This window comes from Mesorhizobium sp. M7A.F.Ca.ET.027.02.1.1, from assembly GCF_004022985.1.
GTDB lineage: Bacteria > Pseudomonadota > Alphaproteobacteria > Rhizobiales > Rhizobiaceae > Mesorhizobium.
Genome location: NZ_RZOL01000019.1, coordinates 15,360 through 34,831 on the forward strand (window position 1 = coordinate 15,360; position 19,472 = coordinate 34,831).

Sequence of the window (19,472 nt, forward strand, 5' to 3'; positions counted from 1 at the left end):
GGATTGGCGCCGGATAGTGACCCGGTCGTTTGCCGAACGCCGAGATTGACAAGCCATTGCATGGAACCTAAGCACGGGCGGCTGGGGCCGGGGGGTTCAGGCATGTCAAGGAGAGCTTCTTGAAAGGAATTATCCTTGCTGGAGGCAGTGGAACGCGTCTTTATCCACTAACATTAGCAGTCTCTAAGCAAATTCTGCCGATATACGACAAGCCGATGATCTATTATCCGCTGAGCGTTCTGATGCTCGCGGGTATCCGTGAAATTCTGATCATTTCGACGCCGCGTGACCTGCCGGTTTTTCGCGATCTGCTTGGCGATGGATCGGAGTTCGGCCTCGACCTGTCCTATGCCGAGCAACCGCAGCCCAACGGGCTGGCGGAAGCCTTCATCATCGGCCGCAATTTCATCGGCAAGGACAACGTGTCGATGATCCTCGGCGACAACATCTATTTCGGCGACGGGCTGTCGCAGCTTTGCCGCGACGCTGCCTCGCGCGAAAAGGGCGCTTCGGTGTTCGCCTATCATGTCGAGGATCCCCAGCGTTATGGCGTGGTTTCCTTCGACAAGGCCACGGGAACGGCGCTGACGATCGAGGAAAAGCCGCAGGTGCCGAAATCCAACTGGGCGGTTACCGGTCTCTACTTCTATGACAACGACGTCGTCGACATCGCCCCTGCCATCCGCCCCTCGGCGCGCGGCGAGCTCGAGATCACGGCGGTCAACAACGTCTACCTCGAGCGCGGCCAGTTGCATGTGCATCGGTTGGGGCGCGGCTATGCCTGGCTCGACACCGGCACGCATGACAGCCTGCATGAGGCCTCGTCATTCGTGCGCACCATCGAGCACCGCCAGGGCATCAAGGTCGCTTGTCCCGAAGAGATCGCCTTTGAACAGGGTTGGCTGACAGTGGACCAGGTTCTGCGTCGCGCCGATCACCTGGGCAAGAATGAATATGCCGCCTATCTGCGCCGGCGTGTCGTCGACCTGTCGGAGGGCTAGGTGTTGGAGGTCAGGCCCCTTGGCATCGATGGCGTGCTGGAAATCGTGCCGAAGCGACATGGCGACGCACGCGGCTTCTTCGTGGAAACCTACAATGCCGAGCGCTTTTCGCAGGCCGGCATAGACCTGGCTTTCGTGCAGGACAATCATTCCTATTCCGCCGCGGCGGGCGTCTTGCGAGGGCTTCACTATCAGCTTGCGCCGCGCGCCCAGGACAAGCTGCTGCGCGTCATCCGGGGCAGCATTCTCGATGTCGCGGTCGACATTCGCCGCGGTTCGAAAACCTTCGGAAAATGGGTCGCTCTCGAAGTGTCGGCCGAAAAGGGCAACCAGATTCTGGTGCCGAAAGGCTTCGCGCACGGCTTCGTGACGCTCGTGCCCGACACCGAGGTCCTGTATAAGGTGACCGACACCTATTCGCAGGCGCATGATCGGTCGATCCGTTTCGACGATCCCGCCATCGGCATCGAATGGCCGTCACTGACTGGCGGGTTCCAGCTCTCGGACAAGGACCTCAAGGCGCCGCTGCTGGCCGCCGCCGAGGTGTTCGCCTGATGGGTTACGTGAGGACAGCGGCATGAATTTTCTGGTGACGGGCGGTGCTGGCTTTATCGGTTCGGCGGTGTGCCGGCATCTATGCGCCAACCCGGCCTATCGGGTGACCAATCTCGACAAGCTTACCTATGCGGGAAACCTCGCCTCGCTGCGGCCGATCGAGAACGCACACAATTATCGCTTCGCGCAGGCCGACATCTGCGACGAAAAGGCTGTGCTCGACATCCTCCGGCGCGACGATATCGACATCGTCATGAACCTTGCCGCCGAGAGCCATGTCGACCGCTCGATCGATGGGCCGGGCACCTTTATCGAGACCAACATCGTCGGCACCTACAAGATGCTTAATGCCGCGCTGGAATATTGGCGCGGCCTGCCCGAAGACCGGAAGAGCCATTTCCGCTTCCATCATGTCTCGACCGACGAGGTGTTCGGCGATCTTCCCTTCGACGGCGGCATGTTCGTCGAGGAAACGCCCTACGCGCCATCCTCGCCCTATTCCGCCTCGAAGGCGGCCTCGGATCATCTGGTGCGGGCCTGGCACGAAACCTATGGCCTGCCGGTCGTGCTTTCCAATTGCTCGAACAATTACGGACCCTATCACTTTCCCGAAAAGCTGATCCCGCTGGTCATCCTCAATGCGCTCGATGAAAAGCCGCTGCCGGTCTATGGCGCCGGCGCCAATGTGCGCGACTGGCTGTTCGTCGAGGATCACGCGCGCGCGCTGGAACTTGTCGCGACCAGGGGACTGCCGGGCGAAAGCTACAATGTCGGCGGCAATTCCGAGCGGACCAACCTTGGCGTCGTCGAGACGATCTGCGATCTGCTCGACGGCAGGCGGCCGCGGGCAGGGGGCAAGAGCTATCGCGACCTGATTTCCTTCGTCACCGACCGCCCCGGTCACGATCGCCGCTATGCCATCGACGCCTCGAAGATAGGCCGAGACCTGGGCTGGGCGCCCAATGAGAATTTCGACAGCGGCCTCGCCAAGACCGTCGACTGGTTTCTCGACAACAAATGGTGGTGGGGACCGATCCGCGAGCAGCGCTATGCCGGTGAACGGCTGGGCGAAGCACGCAAGGGGGCGGCGTGAGGCTGGTTGTCACCGGACGCGACGGACAGGTCGCGGCGAGCCTTCTGGAGGCCGGCCCGGCGGCCGCCGGCGTTGAGGTCATCGCCATTGGCCGTCCGCAACTCGACCTCGCAAGACCCGACACGGTGATCGAAGCCATCGCGGCCGCGAAGCCTGATATCGTCGTGTCGGCCGCCGCCTACACGGCGGTGGATCAGGCCGAGGACGAGCTCGATCTGGCATTCGCGGTGAACGCCGTCGGCGCCGGCAAGGTGGCGCAAGCAGCAAGCCGCCTGGGCGTTCCCGTCATCCATCTTTCGACCGACTATGTCTTCGACGGCACCAAGGACGCCGCCTATGTCGAGACCGACGCCACCGCACCGCGCAGCGTCTATGGCGCCTCCAAGCTTGCCGGCGAGCAGGCGGTTGCATCAGCCAATCCGCACCATCTGATCCTGCGCACGGCATGGGTCTACAGCCCGTTCGGCAAGAATTTCGTGAAAACCATGCTGCGGCTGGCCGCCGACCGCGACGAGATCGCGGTGGTGGCCGATCAGTGGGGAAATCCGACATCGGCACTTGATATCGCCGACGCGATCCTGCATGCGGCGGCACAACTGCACGAGGGCGCCGGCACATCCGGCATCTATCATCTGGCCGGAACCGGCGAGGCCAACTGGAGCGGCTTTGCCCGCCATATCCTCGACACAAGCCGCGTGTTGGGTGGTCCCTGGGCGCGGGTACGGGACATTGCTACGATGGACTACCCAACCAAGGCGCGCCGCCCCGCCAATTCCCGGCTATCGAGCGCGAAATTCGCGGCGGCGTTCGGCTGGAATGCACCGGAGTGGCGGCAATCGACGGAAGCGGTGGTGCGCCGGCTGCTAGCCGGTGAGCCGAAACAGGCATTGACGGCATGAACAAGCACTCGTCAGCGGAAAACACGCGCGATGCCGCGCCCGTCGACGAGCCGAAGGCACGCAAGGCAAAGCCGAAAGCAGCCAAACGCACCTGCATCATGGTGCTCGGCATGCATCGCTCGGGCACCAGCGCGCTGACGAGGGCGATCAATCTGCTTGGCGCGGAACTGCCTAAGAACATGCTGGGCGCCAATCTATCCAATCCAACGGGTCACTGGGAGCCGGAGCGTCTCATTGCGCTGCACGACCAGATGCTGGCCGAAGCAGGAAGCAGCTGGGATGATTGGCGATCCTTCGATCCCAACGATCTCGGCGCGCAGCGTCTGCGCTTCTACAAAGCAGAGATCGCGCGGCTGATCGACGAGGAATACGGCAGCGCGCCGTTTTTTGTGCTCAAGGAGCCGCGTATCTCACGTTTCGTGCCGCTTTATGCGGAGATCTTGAGGCGCATGCGCATCGATGTTCGCTATGTGCTGATAGACCGCAATCCGTTGGCTGTGATCGCTTCCCTGGCGAACCGAAACGGTTTCACGATGGGCTTCAGTTCGCTTCTTTGGCTTCGCCACGAATTGGAAGCCGAGCGCGCAACTAGGGGTCGGTCACGCATCTTGTTGTCTTACGAGAGTCTGCTTGATGACTGGCGACAGGGTATCGACGGGATCACTGCTACTCTCAGCCTAGACTGGCCGGTACCCGACGTGAAATGGCAGTCCCTGCTGTCTGAGCATTTCGCTACCGACAATCAGCACTTTGCCGCCAGCACTGAGTTGCTCGACGCAGACTTGCGCATCATTGACTGGGTCAAAGACGCTTATACCGCACTGATAGCGCTCAGGTCCGATGATGCTGATGCAGTTGCAATAGAAAATCTTGATCGGATCAGAGCAGAGTTCGAATCTGTTTCAAGAACTTTTGGCGACGCTTTTTTCCCTGAAATTGATTGCCGTCTCAGCGTGTTTCATCGGCAGAAGTTGGAACAGCAGCAATTAGCCAAACAGCGCGATGCGCGGCCCGCAATGCAGGAACCATTCGTTTCACTTCGTGACCTGTACGACGCGCATCGCGGCAAAGTGTCGGATAAATGGTCGATCTATCTCAGCACCTATGACCATATTTTTTCAGAGTATCGAGACAGGCCGGTTCGAATCCTGGAAATCGGAGTTCAGAATGGCGGATCCCTGGAGATATGGCAGAAATATTTCCCCAATGCTGAAATAATCGTTGGCTGTGACGTCAATCTGGCTTGCGGAAATCTCGTTTTCGACAGCCGGAAGATAAAGATTTCCGTAGGTGACGCCAATACTGATGAAACAGAGCGCGACATCATCTCGATGTCGGAAAAATATGATATTATAATTGATGACGGATCGCACCTATCCTCGGATATAATACGCTCGTTCGCGCGATATTTCCCCCACCTTTCCGAAGGGGGCATCTACATCGCCGAAGATCTGCATTGCAGTTACTGGCAGGAGTTCGAGGGCGGTCTCTACGATCCGCTTTCCTCGATGTCGTTTTTCAAACGCCTGCTTGATGTGGTCAACCATGAGCACTGGGGGCTGGATCGCCGTCGGGTCGATGCCTTGGCGACTTTCGCCGACAGGCACCAGGTCGCATTCAACGAAGCTTCTCTCGCATCGGTTCATTCCGTCGAGTTCTTGAACTCGCTTTGCATTGTAACGAAGCTGCCAATTCCGGAAAACGTCCTGGGCGCGCGCAGCGTGCACGGGCGGGTCGCGCTCGCCGACGAGGGCATGGTTGCTCTCGACGAGACGAGGAGCAAGGCGACTGACCAAACCCGAAACCAGTGGTCGCTGAGAACGACGACCATGGAAGCGGAAATCGAAACCAACAGGGCGTTGGTGGTAAGCCAGGAAGCACGCATCGAGGCCTATTCCGGTGAGATTGCTGCGCTGACGGTCGAGCGCGAGCATCTCCGCGCGGCCACGCAAGCGCTGGAGTTGGCCCACACCAATCTCGCGGCAAAGGACCAGGACATAGCGGCGCTTCAGCGTGAGTTGCAGGAGCGCGAACATAAGCTGCAGGAACGCCACCGGCAGATGGCCGTGTTGAATCACGAAATCGAATTGGTTCACAGCAGCCGGACCTGGCGGTATCGATCGGTTTGGAAGAGGCTTGTGTCACCCCCAGCCAACGCAATTCTTTATGCCGGACGGACCGCTACGCTCAACGCACTTCATCACCTGGAAGGCGTGCCATTGGGCAAGGGGGCGACGGAGTGGACAATAACGGGCGATGATCCGCAGTTCGAACTCCTCTGGCCGGGCTCCCAGCCATTGCTCCCCGGACACTACAGGCTCAGCGTACACGTCCCGGCTGAAACGGACGCGTTGACTGACGCGCGCCTCTATGTCGACAGCGGCAGGGGGTACAACGAAATCGAACGGATCGATCTGCGGTTTCTTTCGAACGGCAAAGGCCTGGCAGCGGCGACCTTCCTGCTTAATGTAGCAGCCTCGAACCTGCGTTTCGATCCAAGCGACCGTGCCGCCCAGATCACGATCGGTCGCGTCCGGGTGCGTCGACTCGGACGAGTCGAATATTATGCTCGTCTTATCGCCGGGCTAGCCTCCCGCCACCTGACAAGCCCTCGTTCTCTCGGGCGGTTTGCCGCGCGTGCCGTAAAAATCTTGAGGCAAGGCGGCCTCAGGGGATTTGCGGCGACCCTCCGATCCGCGGAAGCACGAGGCGCACTGGGGGGCGCTACATATGAAGGGTGGATTGCGCTCAACGATACGCCAACGGAACACGACGTTGCGGATTTGAGGCGGCGGTTGGCTCTGTTGGAGAAGCCGCCGCTCATTTCGGTGCTCATGCCGGTCTACAACACCCCGGAGAAACTCTTGCGGGAGGCGATCGAGAGCGTCCGCGCCCAGGTCTACGAGAACTGGGAGTTGTGCATAGCGGACGATTGCTCGACAGAGCCGCATGTGAAGCGCGTTTTGAGTGAATATACGAAACGCGATCCACGCATCAAAATCGTCTTTCGCGACAAGAACGGCCATATCTCGCATGCATCCAATTCTGCCCTGGAACTGGTCACCGGCGAGTGGGTCGCATTGCTCGATCACGACGATCTTCTCCGTCCGCATGCGCTGGCCGAGATCGTGCTGGAAATCAATCGCCATCCTGACGCCGAACTGATCTACAGCGATGAAGACAAGATCGATTCGGAAGGCAGGCGCTATGACCCCTGTTTCAAGCCGGATTTCTCGCGGGAGCTTTTCCGCTCACAGAACTATCTGAACCACCTCACCGTGCACCGGGCGGAAAATATCCGCGCCGTCGGCGGCTGGCGCCCCGGCTTCGAGGGCAGCCAGGACTATGACCTCAATCTGCGCGTCTTCGAGCGCATAGCCCCTGAGAGAATTCGGCACATTCCGAAGGTGCTCTACCATTGGCGCGCGGTGGAAGGCTCGACGGCGCTCGATGGTTCGCAAAAGAACTACGCCTATATGGCTGGGTTGCGTGCGCTGGAAGAACATGTCGAACGCATGGATATTCCGGCGAAAGCTGAGGAAGCTCCCGGCACACCCTTTTACCGTCTTCGGTTTTTCGTCCCCGAGCCGCAGCCGCTCGTAAGCCTGATCATCCCAACGCGCGACAAGGTTGAACTCCTTCGCAACTGTGTGGAGTCCATCCGCGAAAAGACCACCTACGGGAATTACGAGATTCTGGCGGCCGACAACGGCTCGGTGGAGGAGGAAACGCTTGCCTATTTCAGCGAGCTGAAGAAAGCGAAAAATGTTCGTGTGATCCGTTACGACAAGCCGTTCAACTATTCCGCGATCAACAATTTCGCCGTGGAAAAAGCGAAGGGCTCGATCATCGGCCTCGTCAACAACGACATCGAGGTGATCTCGCCGGACTGGCTGACGGAAATGGTCTCCTGGGCCGTCCAGCCGGATGTGGGTTGTGTCGGCGCCAAGCTCTATTATGCTAATGACACGGTTCAGCATGGCGGGGTGATTGTTGGAGTGGGCGGTGTCGCCGGTCATTCGCATAAGCACTTCCCGCGCCATCATCCAGGGTATTTTAGCAGGCTGAAGGTCCTGCAGAACCTCTCCGCTGTCACGGCAGCCTGTCTCCTTATCCGCAAGAACCTGTTCGAAGAAGTCGGCGGGCTGAATGATGTGGACCTGACGGTCGCCTTCAATGATGTGGACCTTTGCCTGAAAGTGCAGGAAGCGGGCTACACAAACGTCTGGACGCCCTATGCGGAGCTTTACCACCTTGAAAGCATCTCGCGCGGCGCTGAGGATGCTCCGGAAAAAATGGCGCGTTTCAAGAGTGAGATTATGTATATGCAAAGACGGTGGAAAAAGATCATTGAACATGATCCTTTCTATTCGCCGAACTTGACAAAAGCGCGTGAAGATTTCTCGATAAGCTGACATCGGAAAATAGCAATGGCCGAATTCCATTTCGTCGAAGATTACGAGAAGCACGTCGCAAGACTCATGCGCGATCATCCGCTTGACGAAGCGATGTCGCTCGCCGTCGGCGGCGCCTATGACATTATCGGCCGTATTGAAGCCGAAGCTCTCATCAAGAATGGTCTGCGCGATGGAATGCGTCTTGCCGACATCGGCTGCGGTTCCGGGCGTACGGCAGTTGCGTTAGCACGACGCCTGCACATCGACTATGACGGTTACGATATTGTCCAGGCTTTGCTCGATTATGCTGCTACTAAGACACCCAGAAACTATAAGTTCCACATGAACAGAGCAGTGAAACTTCCAAATCCGGACGCAACATTCGACTATATATGCGCCTTCAGCCTTTTTACCCACCTTTTGCACGAAGAAACCTTCATCTACATGCGCGACTCCCACCGTGTGCTGAAGAAGGGCGGCAAACTGCTGTTTTCGTTCCTGGAGTTCCACATGCCGCCGCTCTGGCAGGTTTTCGAGGCAACAGTAACTCAATACGAGGCTGGAGACCGCCCGCATCTCAACATGTTCCTAGAACGGGAAGCTATCAAGGTTTTCGCGGCCAAGATCGGTTTCGATGTGGAGAAATTCATCGACGCCAACGCTCCCATTCTCGAAGGGCACGCTCTCGGCCAGTCTATATGCGTGATGGTGAAATAAATCAGATGCGGTTTTTCCCGAAGTCTCCACCTGGGGTGGTGGGTACATCGGCGGTCGAACTCCGCGCCTTCCACTTCGCGACCGTCTTAGGGTTGATGCCGTAGCGCTTCGAAAGCGCCCTCAGGCTCGCTTGACGATGCGGTACATGCAGGATCTGGCCCGTAGCTCATCCTTTGATTCGGACAACAATGATGAACCATCAAAGCCTGAGATCAAAACATCTAGCCTGGTATTTTGGTTGTAAACGCCTTGATCGGAACCCAAGCTTGATCGGGCGAAGGCGAACGAGGTTCCGGGACGTCAGTTGGAATGATGTGTGCATACCGGTTGAATGCATCATTAAACGCTGCTTCAGGCATTGAGGGAAACACTCGCCGGAAGAACGAAAGCTGCGGTGCAGTGAGCGTGTGATTGATTGCCGGGACACCCGCGCCAGAGAACAGAGCGCCATACATACCAGGCATGACAGCCCATCCGTTAGGGTTGGTTTTTGCCTGCTCGCGAAGCGCTGTCAGAAAAGGCGTTTCCGGAATGTCGAAAATCGGAAAGGCCTGCTGAAAGGGATTGAACATACCGAACGTAATCGCGCCAGAGACAAATGCAGAGCCAAACAATATCCGCCCACTGTTTCTTGTCGGCTGACCGAAGTACCAGACATATCCGGCACTCAAAACAAATGGAACAATTGCAATCCATTCGAAGTATCCACGCATCAAGGCGCCAGGGTTTTTTTCATATGAATACCCCGGAACCCAATTAAATCCTGCCTTTGACAGAAACCAAGTCGATACCATAATTGCTAAAAAAAACGCAATTCTCTCTTTCGAAATTACAAATGTGCATCTAGAAGCAGAAACAATTATAGATATGGTAAAAAGCAATCCAAATCCCCAGACCATACGCCCAGGTTGAACTTTGTTCCAGAGCAGGATCTTCCCAATACTGGAAGGTATCGGCAGTGTCATCCACGCTAGCATCAAAATCAAACCTAGCCCGACCACCCCAAAGGAGACGAAGTTGTCCCTCAAGGTTTCAGTCAATGACCGATAGCTAACAAAAACGAGCACTGTCAGAGGCAGGAGGGTCGAAACAACTGCGACCTCGCATTCGTTAGTCGCGAGAAGCGGCGAGAAGCGCACCGTGGTAAAAAAAGGAAAGAGATAGGCAAGCAACCTCATTTCGTTGACGCCGCCGCCCCATATATCCCGTTGGCCAGGATAGACAGTCGCCTGCATGATCTGAATGAGGTCGCTGAAATACAAGACAAAACTGATACCAAGGCAGGCAATCGCCGAAACTGCGACTGCAATATTCGCAGGAGTGATCATATCACGCCGGAAGGCCAGAAGCAGTATTCCCAGTGCAAACGCCGCGGGGATCATGAAGGGGGGGTAGACGAAACCGAACACCCAGACAGCGCAGGTCCAGAAAAGAAGCGGTAATTTCAGCCACGGACGAATCGGAAGCAGGAATGCTATTATCGGCCAGGGAGCGAACGCAAATGTTGCACCGTGCGATGTCCACCACACCTGCACCAAATGGGAGCAGAAAAGGCAGCCGGCACCGAACACTGCGATCCACAGATCGGCACCAAATTGCCGCAAAAGGATGGTGTAACCAGCTAAAAACGCCGTCCAAAGCACGGCAAAATACAGAGAATAAGCATAGGCCGGCGGCAAGACCCAAAAGCCCCAAAGCTGCGGCTTGAAGACAAGAGACCAATCCAGAATAGGCAAAGCCCAGAACCCTTTCAGGGACTCATGATAAGGGGAAATCTGGTTGAAGGTCGAAAAGCCGCCGCGGACGGCAGTTTGAAATAGCGGCGTTAGGACGATCCATTCGTCCGATCGAATGGGGCGGGCTGACAGAAGCAAGGGCCTTGCATGCGAGCCAAGATATTGCAGGCCCATCGCATAGTGCGACGGCGTGAGCGCCAATCCGACATAGACGGCAGCAACTGCAAGAAGCGAAATCAGGAGTACCCGCGCGGTTTGCGCCTCAGTCCAACTGAACCCAAGCAAGCTCCATCTCTGTAACTCCACAGTGGTCCCAGTCATCAAATCTCTTCCCGCCGGAATGGGTTCCATATACCGCAAGTATCTTCAGCTATCGTACGATAACGGCACAATTGGAGCTAAAAAGACCTAGAGGAATACCGGTGTTAACTATTGCAGCCGGACTTCTCCCTGATTTGGGCCAGTCTTTCATAATAGATCGGCCATCCAAAAAGTCCATATTTTCTGGGTGCGTCCAGTACGAATATCTGGTTCCATTCAGCAGTGTCCGAAAGAGCCGGGGCGTGTAGTGCAGAAACGGAAGACCTGTGTGATGCTCAACAGGAAACCAACGATTAGGAAAGGCAATAAAAACTTTTTTTGCCACCCTTAGATGTTCGGAGATAAACTCGGTCCTCTGTGCAGGCCCTCCAACATGCTCTATTACCGCGTTGGAACACGCGATGTCAAAGCTTTGATCCTCGAAGGGCAACCGTTCTCCAGCGCGTATTTGTTTGAAATGGACTTTTGGGTAGTTGGAGACGACCTGCTTCCCGTCGCCCAGGCCGACGCAAGTGATATTGTGTTGCCACGGATAGTGTTTCTCGAGGAAATTGGCCCCGTCATTCTCGTCGTCGGAGACGCCAATATCCAGGATGCTGGAAGTGCTGCCTGGTGACAGCTCTTCCATGAACAAATTCATCATCGCCATACGGGCGCGTTTTAGAAGGCGCATCGAAAATGAATTATTCACGCCATCTCTGTAGTAAATAGAGTCAATATTCCCTCCATTATCGTTCGTCTTATTCACGACATCCTCTCCATTGTTTATCGCGTGCACCGTTACGCCTTCCTGTTGCCGGGAAAGACAAACATGTTGTAGAGAAGAAAATTGACCACCAGGCCAACGGCTGCGCCCGCACAATAGGCAGGAACGTGCCGTAGACTGGCGTCGTGGGGAGCAATTGCGGACATTACGGCAAGGTTGGCTCCCGCTCCGACAGAGCTCGCAACCAGGTAACGCAAAAACTCGGCAAACGCGGTATAGACGCGCCATGCCGAGAAAGTAGCAACTCGATTGATCGCCCATGTTGTGGCGATTGCGACAATGGAGGCAATGATCCGCGCGCGCCAGTATTGAGTGGAAAAAATCAGTGTCAACCCGAAGAATACGGTAGCATCGACTATGAACCCAAGTGCCCCCACGCCGAGGAAATCGGGAAGCTTTCTGATGCGCTGCCTCATGTGTTTTGCCTCGACGCGCCTACTGTGGATCATGGCGCCGGATATCGGAGGTAGGCCAAGCGCTTCGCCTCGCGCCGGCCGCGCGTAACGGTGTCAAGAATGAAGCCGCTGGATAACGAGAGCAGCGCGGACACCATGATGCCCGTCGCAAGAACCGCTGTCGGCAAACGGGGTACGAGGCCGGTTTCCATAAACTCGATGATGACAGACGCGCCAATGAGCAGAGAGAGCATCGCCAAGATACCCGCCACAATAGAGAAGAAGGCAAGCGGCCGCTCCTCCTTCACGAGGAAACCGATCAAGCGCAGTATTCGTAAGCCATCACTGTAGGTCCGCAACTTGCTCGCGGAACCAGTTGGTCGTTCGCGGTAGGGGGCTGTGATCTCTGATTGGGGTAAGCGGAGATCGAGCGCATGCACCACAAGCTCGGTTTCAATCTCAAACCCGGTCGATAGGGCGGGAAACGATTTAGCATAGCGCCGCGAAAACGCCTTGTATCCAGATAGCATGTCGGTGGTTGCTGCGCCGAAAATTCGTCGAACGAGGCCGGTTAGGAGCTTGTTCCCCCATTCATGGCCGCTTCTATATGCGTCGGAATTCTCAGCCACACGCGCGACATTTACCATGTCGTAGGGGCCGGAACAGAGCTCATCAATTAGGCGTTGGGCTACAGACGCGTCATAAGTGCCGTCCCCATCGACTAAAATATAGATGTCCGCCTCAATATCGCTGAACATTCGCCTAACCACGTTTCCTTTTCCCTGGCTTTTTTCTTTGCGTACAATCGCTCCTGAGCGAACAGACGCGTTATAGGTGTCATCACTCGAATTATTGTCATAAACGTACACATCGGCTGCGGGTAGGTGTGATTTGAAGTCATGAATTACGTCAGCAATAGTTAGCTCCTCGTTGTAGCAAGGAACAAGTACTGCTATTTTGTGTTCACGGTTCTTGTTAGTCATGGCGCTTGTCATTTTTCGCAACAGCCCGGGGGGAGGAGGTCGAAGACTTCCTTCACGCAAAAGCATTTCAGATAGGATCGCAATTGGCTTCGACCGCGAGTATCGATTCCGCCCCTGCTTGATACATCAAGTAAGCATGTCCCGCTTCCATCGGTCCGAGTTCCAGGATGCGCTTGCCGGAAAAATCCCTCAACGGTTTTCGAAAGCCAGTCGATACGTGAGCCTTCAAAGAGGGCGGCGCGCTCCCGGGGGCTGTTGTGGCATCGGCCGTCGCTGGAGATTTGGACGACCATTCGCCTTTGAAAATATCAACTGCACTTTGGGCGCTTGGCGAAATCGCGACGGATGGGTCTAAAATGTCCATCATTTCCTCTAAAGTCGATGTTGGGGCGGACCTTAGCAGTCGGCAAAGTCCTCGTCACGCCGGCTGCCTCGCATGCTCCTTCAGCTATGTGGCGAGCACTGATGACAGCAGCAGGTCAGAACCGGAGGTAGGGATAATCGTTCATGTGCCTGTTGGTAATCGAGGGGCTCTGCCGTTCGTCATCACTAGGAGAATGACTGAGACGGCGAAGCCGGCGATGCAGAGTTCCAGCGTTTTCAGCAGGTGACTGCTATCATAGTAGAACCGGATTTTGCTCTGCCCGTTCACCTCGACAGCAGGAAAAAAATCTAAAAAGCTTTTTAGCTCTACCGCCTTTCCATCCAATGTGGCCCGCCAATATTTGTTGGTGCGGATGGGGAAAATGACCCATCCATGTGTTGCGCCTGAATATTCCACTGTCACGTCATCCGGTCGATATGTTGCAAGTCGCACCGAGCCAAAATCTGCTTCCGGTTGCCCGTCTAACCCATGCACATAATAGCCCGAGCCTAGAATCACGTGGTTTTCGACAACATCAATGCCCGGCTCTACCGGCGTGATCGAGAAATTTTGAGGAAGATGAGTTTTCTCAATAACTCTAATTTTTGGGATACCGGGAAATACACTCGACCCAACTTGATAGGTTGCGCCCCCGGCGGTTTCGAAGGCCCATGCACTAAGCGTCTTTTGGCTGTCGGGTTTGGTCATTGAAATGACGTACCGATACGTTCCGGTCACAAGAGGAGCGGCCTGGTTGAAACTGAAGGTGGCGAATTGGTTGTCACGTATCGCCTCCGGTGGCAATTCAGCGTGAGCCACGAGAAGTTCATCTTTGTAAAGATCAAATATCAATGCCGAGGGAGCGTAGCCCTCATTATATGTTGCCAATAAAACCTGCACGCTCGTCGCACTCATGGGCTTGTCAATTACCAAGTTACCTTTGAGGGCACCGTTGTTAAGGGGGAGAGTGGGTCTCTGGCCAATGCCAGAGGTTTCATAAGCCAATTCGGTGGCGCATCCACTTCTGACGAGGAAGAAGCGGACGGCAGCATAGGTAATTCGTCGGCTGGAGAAATTAATGTCGGAGCATTGAATGACGGAGGCGGTATATGTTGTCTGATAAGAAGGCGCTATGTCCTGAGCTATTTTCTTTTGAGCGTCGGTGCGAAAGCCATGGGCAAATAATTCTGGCAATCGATAGTTCGACAAAAATCCAGAGGAAAGAAAGCTGTCGTCTGAGATGATGCTCTGACCAGGAAGAATTTTTGATAAGACATACGATATTGACGGGGTTTCTGGGAAGAATGTCTCGATGTCGGGTCTCGCATTGATTTGCCTGAACCAGTAGCCGAGATTAATTGCCTGAAGTAGGCATATGAACAGAACGACATGTGATTTGTAATAAGGCTCGTATTTTGGTGATGTGGGAGATATGTAATTAATCGTATAGGAAGAGAGTATGGCTACTGATAATCCAAAAAGTATAGATGCTCTGCTCCAGGTGTTTAAATCGAAGCCAGGGATTAATTTCACGAGGTTGGCAGGCGCTGCGCCAAATGCTGTTGCCATTGTGAATATTGCAATGATTAACCCAAGGATAGCGAATCGATTTCGCTCCCGAAAGATTATGTATATTGAAAGAATAGTGAGGAGGGCGGCTGGTATTCCAGCCGAAAAAGTGCGCTCGACACCTAAATGATCTGAAAAATCAGAGCCAAACATATAGATAATGTCGTAAGGGGAGAATGCTGTCCCACTTGTTCGGCTAGACAAATCAGTTGAATCGAGAATGTCTCTGGTTTGCAAGAGGCCGGGGAGGGCTAGGAATGCACCGGCAGTGCCTGCGCAGCCGAGCCCGACAATTCGCCTGATCGGAAGCTGATTGATGCCGATGCTCCTGAGTTCGGCAAGAAGAACTACGATTCCCAGTATCAGTGACGAGATGGCCCCAAGGAGGGCCACAAATGGAAAGCCGCCTAGGCCCATCAAGGCTACGCTGAAAGTGAATCCTAAGGCCCAACTCAAACGGCCTGTCTGCCAGTATCGGAGTTGAGTGGCGAGAACCCATGGGATAAGAGCGCTCGTTGTCAGGTGCGGCCAATGTGCCCATGCGATGTTGAAACCGCAAAATGCGAATACCATGGCGCCAAAAACTGCCGCCCTGCGATTACTGAACATGAAGAACAGCAGGAAATAAGTGCCAAAGGCAGCCAGGAGATAGTTCGTAAGAATTGCGAACGTGTAGCCCATGGCCTCGTTCGGCGTGAGGGCATAAACTATAAAAGGTATCGAAAGGCCCTCATAAATAGGCGCCTGGATGCCAGTTGCACCCAGCTGATGCAGGGGGTTCCATAATGGGATATGCCCTTCCCATAACTCTCGCCTAAATTCTCGCCAGTTCGGCAGGCGGTGATCCAGCGCGTCAGAACGCTCTGCATTGATAAGGGGGGTGTCGATCCCAGCATTGTCCCATCCTGGATACGCCAGCAGCAGATCCATTGGTGCCAGCGTTTGCCGAAAAGGATTCACGCCGACGATTCCCAGGACGAGAACGAAAAGAAGCATCATCGAAATGATGTGTCGCAGAAATGGGGTCTCTTCCGGCAAATGGCTGTTTTGCACGGGTGCTTGCCCCATTTGCGTGTTCATGCGCGCTTCCCCTTTTGCAATATCAATTCCACCAGGGCGACCAGGCAGTCTCCGAGAACGGTGACGAGCCGGTTGCCGAGAGCAATCGCGGTGGCTGCCGGAGGCGGCAGGCCCGCGGCGGTAAGCCCCATGATCAGAACTGCTTCACGCACCCCAAGGCCACCCGGCGCTCCCGGAACGACAAAGCCAATGAGCCAAGCAGCCGCTCCTATGCCGACCAGCTCGGCCACATGCCCCGCATCGTCCAAGGTTCTGGAAAGCGCAACGATCAGCAACCCATTGCCGATGAAAAACAGTGCATAGAGAAGAAATGCTTCGGCAGAGGCGATTAGCGCTCTTCTCCCGATGCCGGCGATCCTGAAGCGAAACAAAAGCGCTGTCCCGACGGCAAGCGCCAAAAGCCCGGCGGCGATTATTCCCGCGAGCAATCTAGGGTTATCGAGACCATAGCGCGCATAGGCATCCTGGAAAACTGGCCATGCCAGCAAGGCGGCCAACGTTCCTGCGGCAAGGACGATGATGGACAATTCCCCTATCTGGGCAAAGGCAAGCGCCTTGTTCGACGCTCCGGCATTGCGGGCGAGGGCAAACCGGCCAACCATATGCATCACGTTGCTCGGCAGGTATTTGTAGATCTGCGTCTTCCCAAAAATGCCAAGCGCACGACCCAACCCAAGCGACGGCCCGTCAACGGCAACCAGGAAGCGATACCAGGCGATGCCGACCAGTTGCAGGATGACGGCATAGGCGAGGGCGCAGCCCGGTATGGCGATCATAAAAAATGGTGAAATAAGTTGCCGTTGCAGGTCGCCGAAGGAGCGATGGATCGCCAATCCGACGAAGACAAGCGCGGCAAGGCTGACAATCAGACCCCCGGCACGAATTATTGAATTCAGCTTTCTGCTTTTGGCTCTTGGTGCCGTCTGCATTGTCTCAGTCACAACGGCAAAGGGCCATGGTCCAAGGAAGCGGCTTGCGGACCTCCACGACCTCCAGCGATTTGCCCAGCAGGTTGATGAAGGATGCGGATGACCAGTGCTGGATATGCCCCGGCGTGTTTCCAAGGCTTCGGATGTATTTACCTCTGGCCATGTTAAGTGCCCGCCAGACAGGCTCGCGTGGCACGCTGACAAGAAGGTAAGGTTTGGCAAGCGATTTGAGTATCGCAAGGGCTTGTTCGGTATCTGGGATGTGTTCGAGAACTTCGCAACAGATCACCAGTTCGGCCGAAGCGACTTCCGGTGTCAGGTCGAAAAGCGAGCGTGTTTCAAATATCGGCTCCAGCCCACGCTTCGTGCATTGCTCATTAGCCTCCGAAACACTGACGGATTCCAGGTCGCTGCCGCGAACATTCCACCCCCGATCATGAAGGCGAATCGACAAATTTCCCTCGCCGCAGCCGACCTCGTAAGCGTTGCGGACGCCTGTCTTCGCCGTCAACGTATCGAAACTGCTCAGAAAGCCATCCATGAGATATCGTGCGATCGGATTCCGGGTATTGTATTTGTCGTAATAATTGCCCGGGACGTTATCGTAGGCTGCTGGCGCTTCGTTCATCTACACTATTCCGCTTATTTTACCTGCCTGAACCTTGGAACCCTCGCGATCTATCGAAAGCGAGCGGATCAATGCATTTTCCCGATGTTCCTGTTGCAATTGCCTGATCCTGATTTCTTCGAGGATTTGCCTGTTAACCGCGATCAGTTCGGAAAGGATACCGCTCATGGCGAGGATGCCAGCAAGGGCAAGCAAGGCGCTGGAGAGAACCAGCGACTGAATGTTGCCGCTGCCTTCACCCCTTAGATAATGGAAAAGGAACCGGGCGATCATGATCAAACCCGGCGTGGCGACTATGGCCGCACACACCGAAAAGAAGCGCAGCGGGCTATAGACGACAAAGATCCTCACAACCGTTATCAGGGAGCGCCGCACATAGCTTGGTATGCTCTTGACCAGCCGTGAGGGCCGGAGATCGCCGTTCACGCGGATCGGCACGGAGGTGATCGGAATGTTCCTGCGGCCCGCCTGGATGATCGTTTCCAGCGTGTAGGTGTAGCGGTTGAAGACGTTGAGCTGTATCGCCGCGTCCCGGTGGATGGCACGGAAACCGCTCGGCGCGTCGGGAACCGTCGTGCCGCTGGCAAGCTTGACGACCAAACTTCCAAGCTTCTGCAGGAATTTTTTGACGGGAGAAAAATGCTCTATCTCGCTGATCGGCCTTGCGCCGACGACGATCAGGGCCTTTTTCTCCAGTATGGGGCGGACGAGATCGGGAATGCAGGAGGCATCGTATTGGTTGTCGGCATCGGTGTTGACAATAACATCGGCGCCGAGTTTCAACGCAGTTTCAATGCCGGTCATGAAGGCTTTGGCAAGCCCCTGATTGTGGGGCAGCGAGACCACGTGATCCACACCGTTTTCCCGGGCAACCTCCACTGTGCGGTCAGTGGAGCCATCGTCGATCACGAGCCACTCTACCTGGTCGAAACCCTCGACCTGACGTGGGAGATCAGCAAGCGTGACGGCGAGGGTCCCCTCCTCATTCAAGCATGGGATCTGGATGATAAGCTTTGACAATCCACCCTCTTCTCTTTTTCTAAAGACCGGCTGGCTGCCATTCACGGCATGGACCTGAAGAACTTTGGATATGAAGCCAATTGATCGCGAGGCGGCTTTTAAACCAGGGACTCGATCCGGCCAGCTCGAAGCGTCATTTTCTTCGTGCAAACGCGCTCGATGAGCGCTTCGTCGTGGCTGGCCAATACGATGATGCCGGCCTTTTCCGCCAGTTCGTTCATCCGTTGTTTGGCTTTTTCCTGGAACGATGCGTCGCCGGCGCCAATCCATTCATCCATCAGAAGAATTTCGGGCTCGAGCGTGGTCGCCGCCGCAAATGCCAGGCGCGCCGCCATGCCCTGGCTGTACGCCTTGAACGGCAGGTCGATGAAGTCACCCAGTTCGCTGAAATCGATTATTTCTTCCATCTTCTCTTCGATCTCGGCCGCCGTCCAGCCGCTGATCAGTCCTCTCAGCACGATGTTCCTGCGCCCGGTGGCCTCGGGGCGAAATCCTATGTTGATGTTGAACAGGGCATCGACCTTGCCCGCGATCGATATCGTGCCACCCGACGGCTGATAGATTCCATATAGAACCTTGAGCAGCGTCGTCTTGCCGGCACCATTCGGGCCGACAAGGCCCAACCGGTCGCCTGCCTTGAGTTCGAAGCTGACATCGTCGAGCGCCTGCACGACCTGCTTGGTGCCCGACTTGGCTATGTTGCCGCCAAGAGCGCTGCGACGCCGGCCAGGCGCCGAAAGGGTCAATTTTTCGAACAGACGATAAACGAGGCTGACATTGTTCAGTTGGATGGATGTCATGGAACTCAGATCAGGAAAACGATGCGTTTGCGATAACGGCCCAGCAACAGCAACGCAAGAGCCCATAGGCCGAGACTGATGTAACCAGCCACGGCCAACGCATGCGTCGGAAATATGCCGGCCGTGATCGGCTCACGTACGCCCTCCAGGAAATAGGTAAAGGGATTCCAGTGATAGGCATATTTTTGGACGCCTTCCTGACCGCTATAGACCCAGAAC

At 55.7% G+C, this 19,472-nt stretch carries 16 protein-coding genes and 2 pseudogenes; 6 read left to right on the forward strand and 12 right to left on the reverse strand.

Annotation, left to right across the window (positions count from 1 at the left end; all coding sequences use genetic code 11):
* Window positions 1–119: 119 nt before the first annotated feature.
* The 6 genes from rfbA to EN749_RS04230 are packed head-to-tail and all read left to right on the forward strand — an operon-like array spanning window position 120 to window position 8,662.
* The gene (gene rfbA / locus EN749_RS04205; RefSeq protein ID WP_127272412.1) at window positions 120–1,001 is read left to right on the forward strand and encodes a glucose-1-phosphate thymidylyltransferase RfbA; all 882 of its coding nucleotides are present in this window, start codon (window positions 120–122) and stop codon (window positions 999–1,001) included.
* Window positions 1,002–1,556 carry a dTDP-4-dehydrorhamnose 3,5-epimerase gene (rfbC, locus tag EN749_RS04210; RefSeq protein WP_024503666.1) on the forward strand — a complete coding sequence of 185 codons (555 nt, stop codon included), beginning with the start codon at window positions 1,002–1,004 and terminating at the stop codon, window positions 1,554–1,556.
* Window positions 1,557–1,578: 22 nt separating this feature from the next.
* Window positions 1,579–2,649 (forward strand): dTDP-glucose 4,6-dehydratase, encoded by a 1,071-nt coding sequence (gene rfbB / locus EN749_RS04215; RefSeq protein WP_127272411.1) that lies wholly within the window; start codon window positions 1,579–1,581, stop codon window positions 2,647–2,649.
* Entirely contained in the window at window positions 2,646–3,548 is a 903-nt protein-coding gene (gene rfbD, locus EN749_RS04220; RefSeq protein ID WP_128362611.1) for a dTDP-4-dehydrorhamnose reductase, read from the forward strand. Before rfbB ends, rfbD begins: the two co-directional genes overlap by 4 nt.
* Window positions 3,545–7,963 carry a glycosyltransferase gene (locus EN749_RS04225; protein ID WP_128362612.1) on the forward strand — a complete coding sequence of 1,473 codons (4,419 nt, stop codon included), beginning with the start codon at window positions 3,545–3,547 and terminating at the stop codon, window positions 7,961–7,963. The genes rfbD and EN749_RS04225 overlap by 4 nt, the downstream gene beginning before the upstream one ends.
* A 15-nt stretch (window positions 7,964–7,978) precedes the next feature.
* Window positions 7,979–8,662 carry a class I SAM-dependent methyltransferase gene (locus tag EN749_RS04230; protein ID WP_127396167.1) on the forward strand — a complete coding sequence of 228 codons (684 nt, stop codon included), beginning with the start codon at window positions 7,979–7,981 and terminating at the stop codon, window positions 8,660–8,662.
* 31 nt (window positions 8,663–8,693) lie between these two features.
* Here EN749_RS04230 and EN749_RS38615 read toward each other — a convergent pair.
* From EN749_RS38615 to EN749_RS04290, 12 genes and pseudogenes are all read right to left on the reverse strand, one after another.
* Window positions 8,694–8,816, reverse strand: a pseudogene (locus EN749_RS38615) (IS481 family transposase); the annotation flags it as partial.
* Between the two features lie 67 nt (window positions 8,817–8,883).
* Window positions 8,884–10,719, reverse strand: coding sequence for a hypothetical protein (locus EN749_RS04240; RefSeq protein WP_128362613.1), 1,836 nt, complete (start codon window positions 10,717–10,719; stop codon window positions 8,884–8,886).
* Between the two features lie 49 nt (window positions 10,720–10,768).
* Window positions 10,769–11,467, reverse strand: coding sequence for a methyltransferase domain-containing protein (locus tag EN749_RS04245; RefSeq protein ID WP_128362614.1), 699 nt, complete (start codon window positions 11,465–11,467; stop codon window positions 10,769–10,771).
* A 32-nt stretch (window positions 11,468–11,499) separates the two neighbouring features.
* Window positions 11,500–11,901, reverse strand: a complete 402-nt coding sequence (locus EN749_RS04250) for a GtrA family protein (RefSeq protein ID WP_164781678.1) — start codon at window positions 11,899–11,901, stop codon at window positions 11,500–11,502.
* 29 nt (window positions 11,902–11,930) lie between these two features.
* Window positions 11,931–12,863 carry a glycosyltransferase gene (locus tag EN749_RS04255; protein ID WP_127395945.1) on the reverse strand — a complete coding sequence of 311 codons (933 nt, stop codon included), beginning with the start codon at window positions 12,861–12,863 and terminating at the stop codon, window positions 11,931–11,933.
* Between the two features lie 67 nt (window positions 12,864–12,930).
* Window positions 12,931–13,227 (reverse strand): hypothetical protein, encoded by a 297-nt coding sequence (locus tag EN749_RS04260; protein ID WP_127810968.1) that lies wholly within the window; start codon window positions 13,225–13,227, stop codon window positions 12,931–12,933.
* Window positions 13,228–13,368: 141 nt separating this feature from the next.
* Entirely contained in the window at window positions 13,369–15,876 is a 2,508-nt protein-coding gene (locus EN749_RS04265; RefSeq protein ID WP_128362615.1) for a hypothetical protein, read from the reverse strand.
* A complete protein-coding gene (locus tag EN749_RS04270; RefSeq protein ID WP_245491248.1) occupies window positions 15,873–16,652 on the reverse strand; it encodes a hypothetical protein in 780 nt (259 codons plus the stop codon). Before EN749_RS04270 ends, EN749_RS04265 begins: the two co-directional genes overlap by 4 nt.
* 157 nt (window positions 16,653–16,809) lie before the next feature.
* Window positions 16,810–17,433 (reverse strand): methyltransferase domain-containing protein, encoded by a 624-nt coding sequence (locus EN749_RS04275; protein WP_128362617.1) that lies wholly within the window; start codon window positions 17,431–17,433, stop codon window positions 16,810–16,812.
* Window positions 17,434–18,603, reverse strand: a complete 1,170-nt coding sequence (locus tag EN749_RS04280) for a glycosyltransferase family 2 protein (RefSeq protein ID WP_245491250.1) — start codon at window positions 18,601–18,603, stop codon at window positions 17,434–17,436.
* Window positions 18,552–19,319, reverse strand: a complete 768-nt coding sequence (locus EN749_RS04285) for an ABC transporter ATP-binding protein (protein WP_348629337.1) — start codon at window positions 19,317–19,319, stop codon at window positions 18,552–18,554. The genes EN749_RS04280 and EN749_RS04285 overlap by 52 nt, the downstream gene beginning before the upstream one ends.
* Window positions 19,259–19,472, reverse strand: a pseudogene (locus tag EN749_RS04290) (ABC transporter permease); the annotation flags it as partial. The gene EN749_RS04285 and the pseudogene EN749_RS04290, both read right to left, overlap by 61 nt.

Coding starts and splice junctions, on each gene's coding strand:
- EN749_RS04225 (WP_128362612.1), top strand. CDS start 3,545: ATGAACAAGCACTCGTCAGCGGAAAACACGCGCGATGCCGCGCCCGTC.
- EN749_RS04285 (WP_348629337.1), bottom strand. CDS start 19,319: ATGGGCTCTTGCGTTGCTGTTGCTGGGCCGTTATCGCAAACGCATCGT.
- EN749_RS04275 (WP_128362617.1), bottom strand. CDS start 17,433: ATGAACGAAGCGCCAGCAGCCTACGATAACGTCCCGGGCAATTATTAC.
- EN749_RS04265 (WP_128362615.1), bottom strand. CDS start 15,876: ATGAACACGCAAATGGGGCAAGCACCCGTGCAAAACAGCCATTTGCCG.
- EN749_RS04270 (WP_245491248.1), bottom strand. CDS start 16,652: ATGATCGCCATACCGGGCTGCGCCCTCGCCTATGCCGTCATCCTGCAA.
- EN749_RS04250 (WP_164781678.1), bottom strand. CDS start 11,901: ATGAGGCAGCGCATCAGAAAGCTTCCCGATTTCCTCGGCGTGGGGGCA.
- EN749_RS04240 (WP_128362613.1), bottom strand. CDS start 10,719: ATGACTGGGACCACTGTGGAGTTACAGAGATGGAGCTTGCTTGGGTTC.
- rfbB (WP_127272411.1), top strand. CDS start 1,579: ATGAATTTTCTGGTGACGGGCGGTGCTGGCTTTATCGGTTCGGCGGTG.
- EN749_RS04230 (WP_127396167.1), top strand. CDS start 7,979: ATGGCCGAATTCCATTTCGTCGAAGATTACGAGAAGCACGTCGCAAGA.
- EN749_RS04255 (WP_127395945.1), bottom strand. CDS start 12,863: ATGACTAACAAGAACCGTGAACACAAAATAGCAGTACTTGTTCCTTGC.
- EN749_RS04260 (WP_127810968.1), bottom strand. CDS start 13,227: ATGGACATTTTAGACCCATCCGTCGCGATTTCGCCAAGCGCCCAAAGT.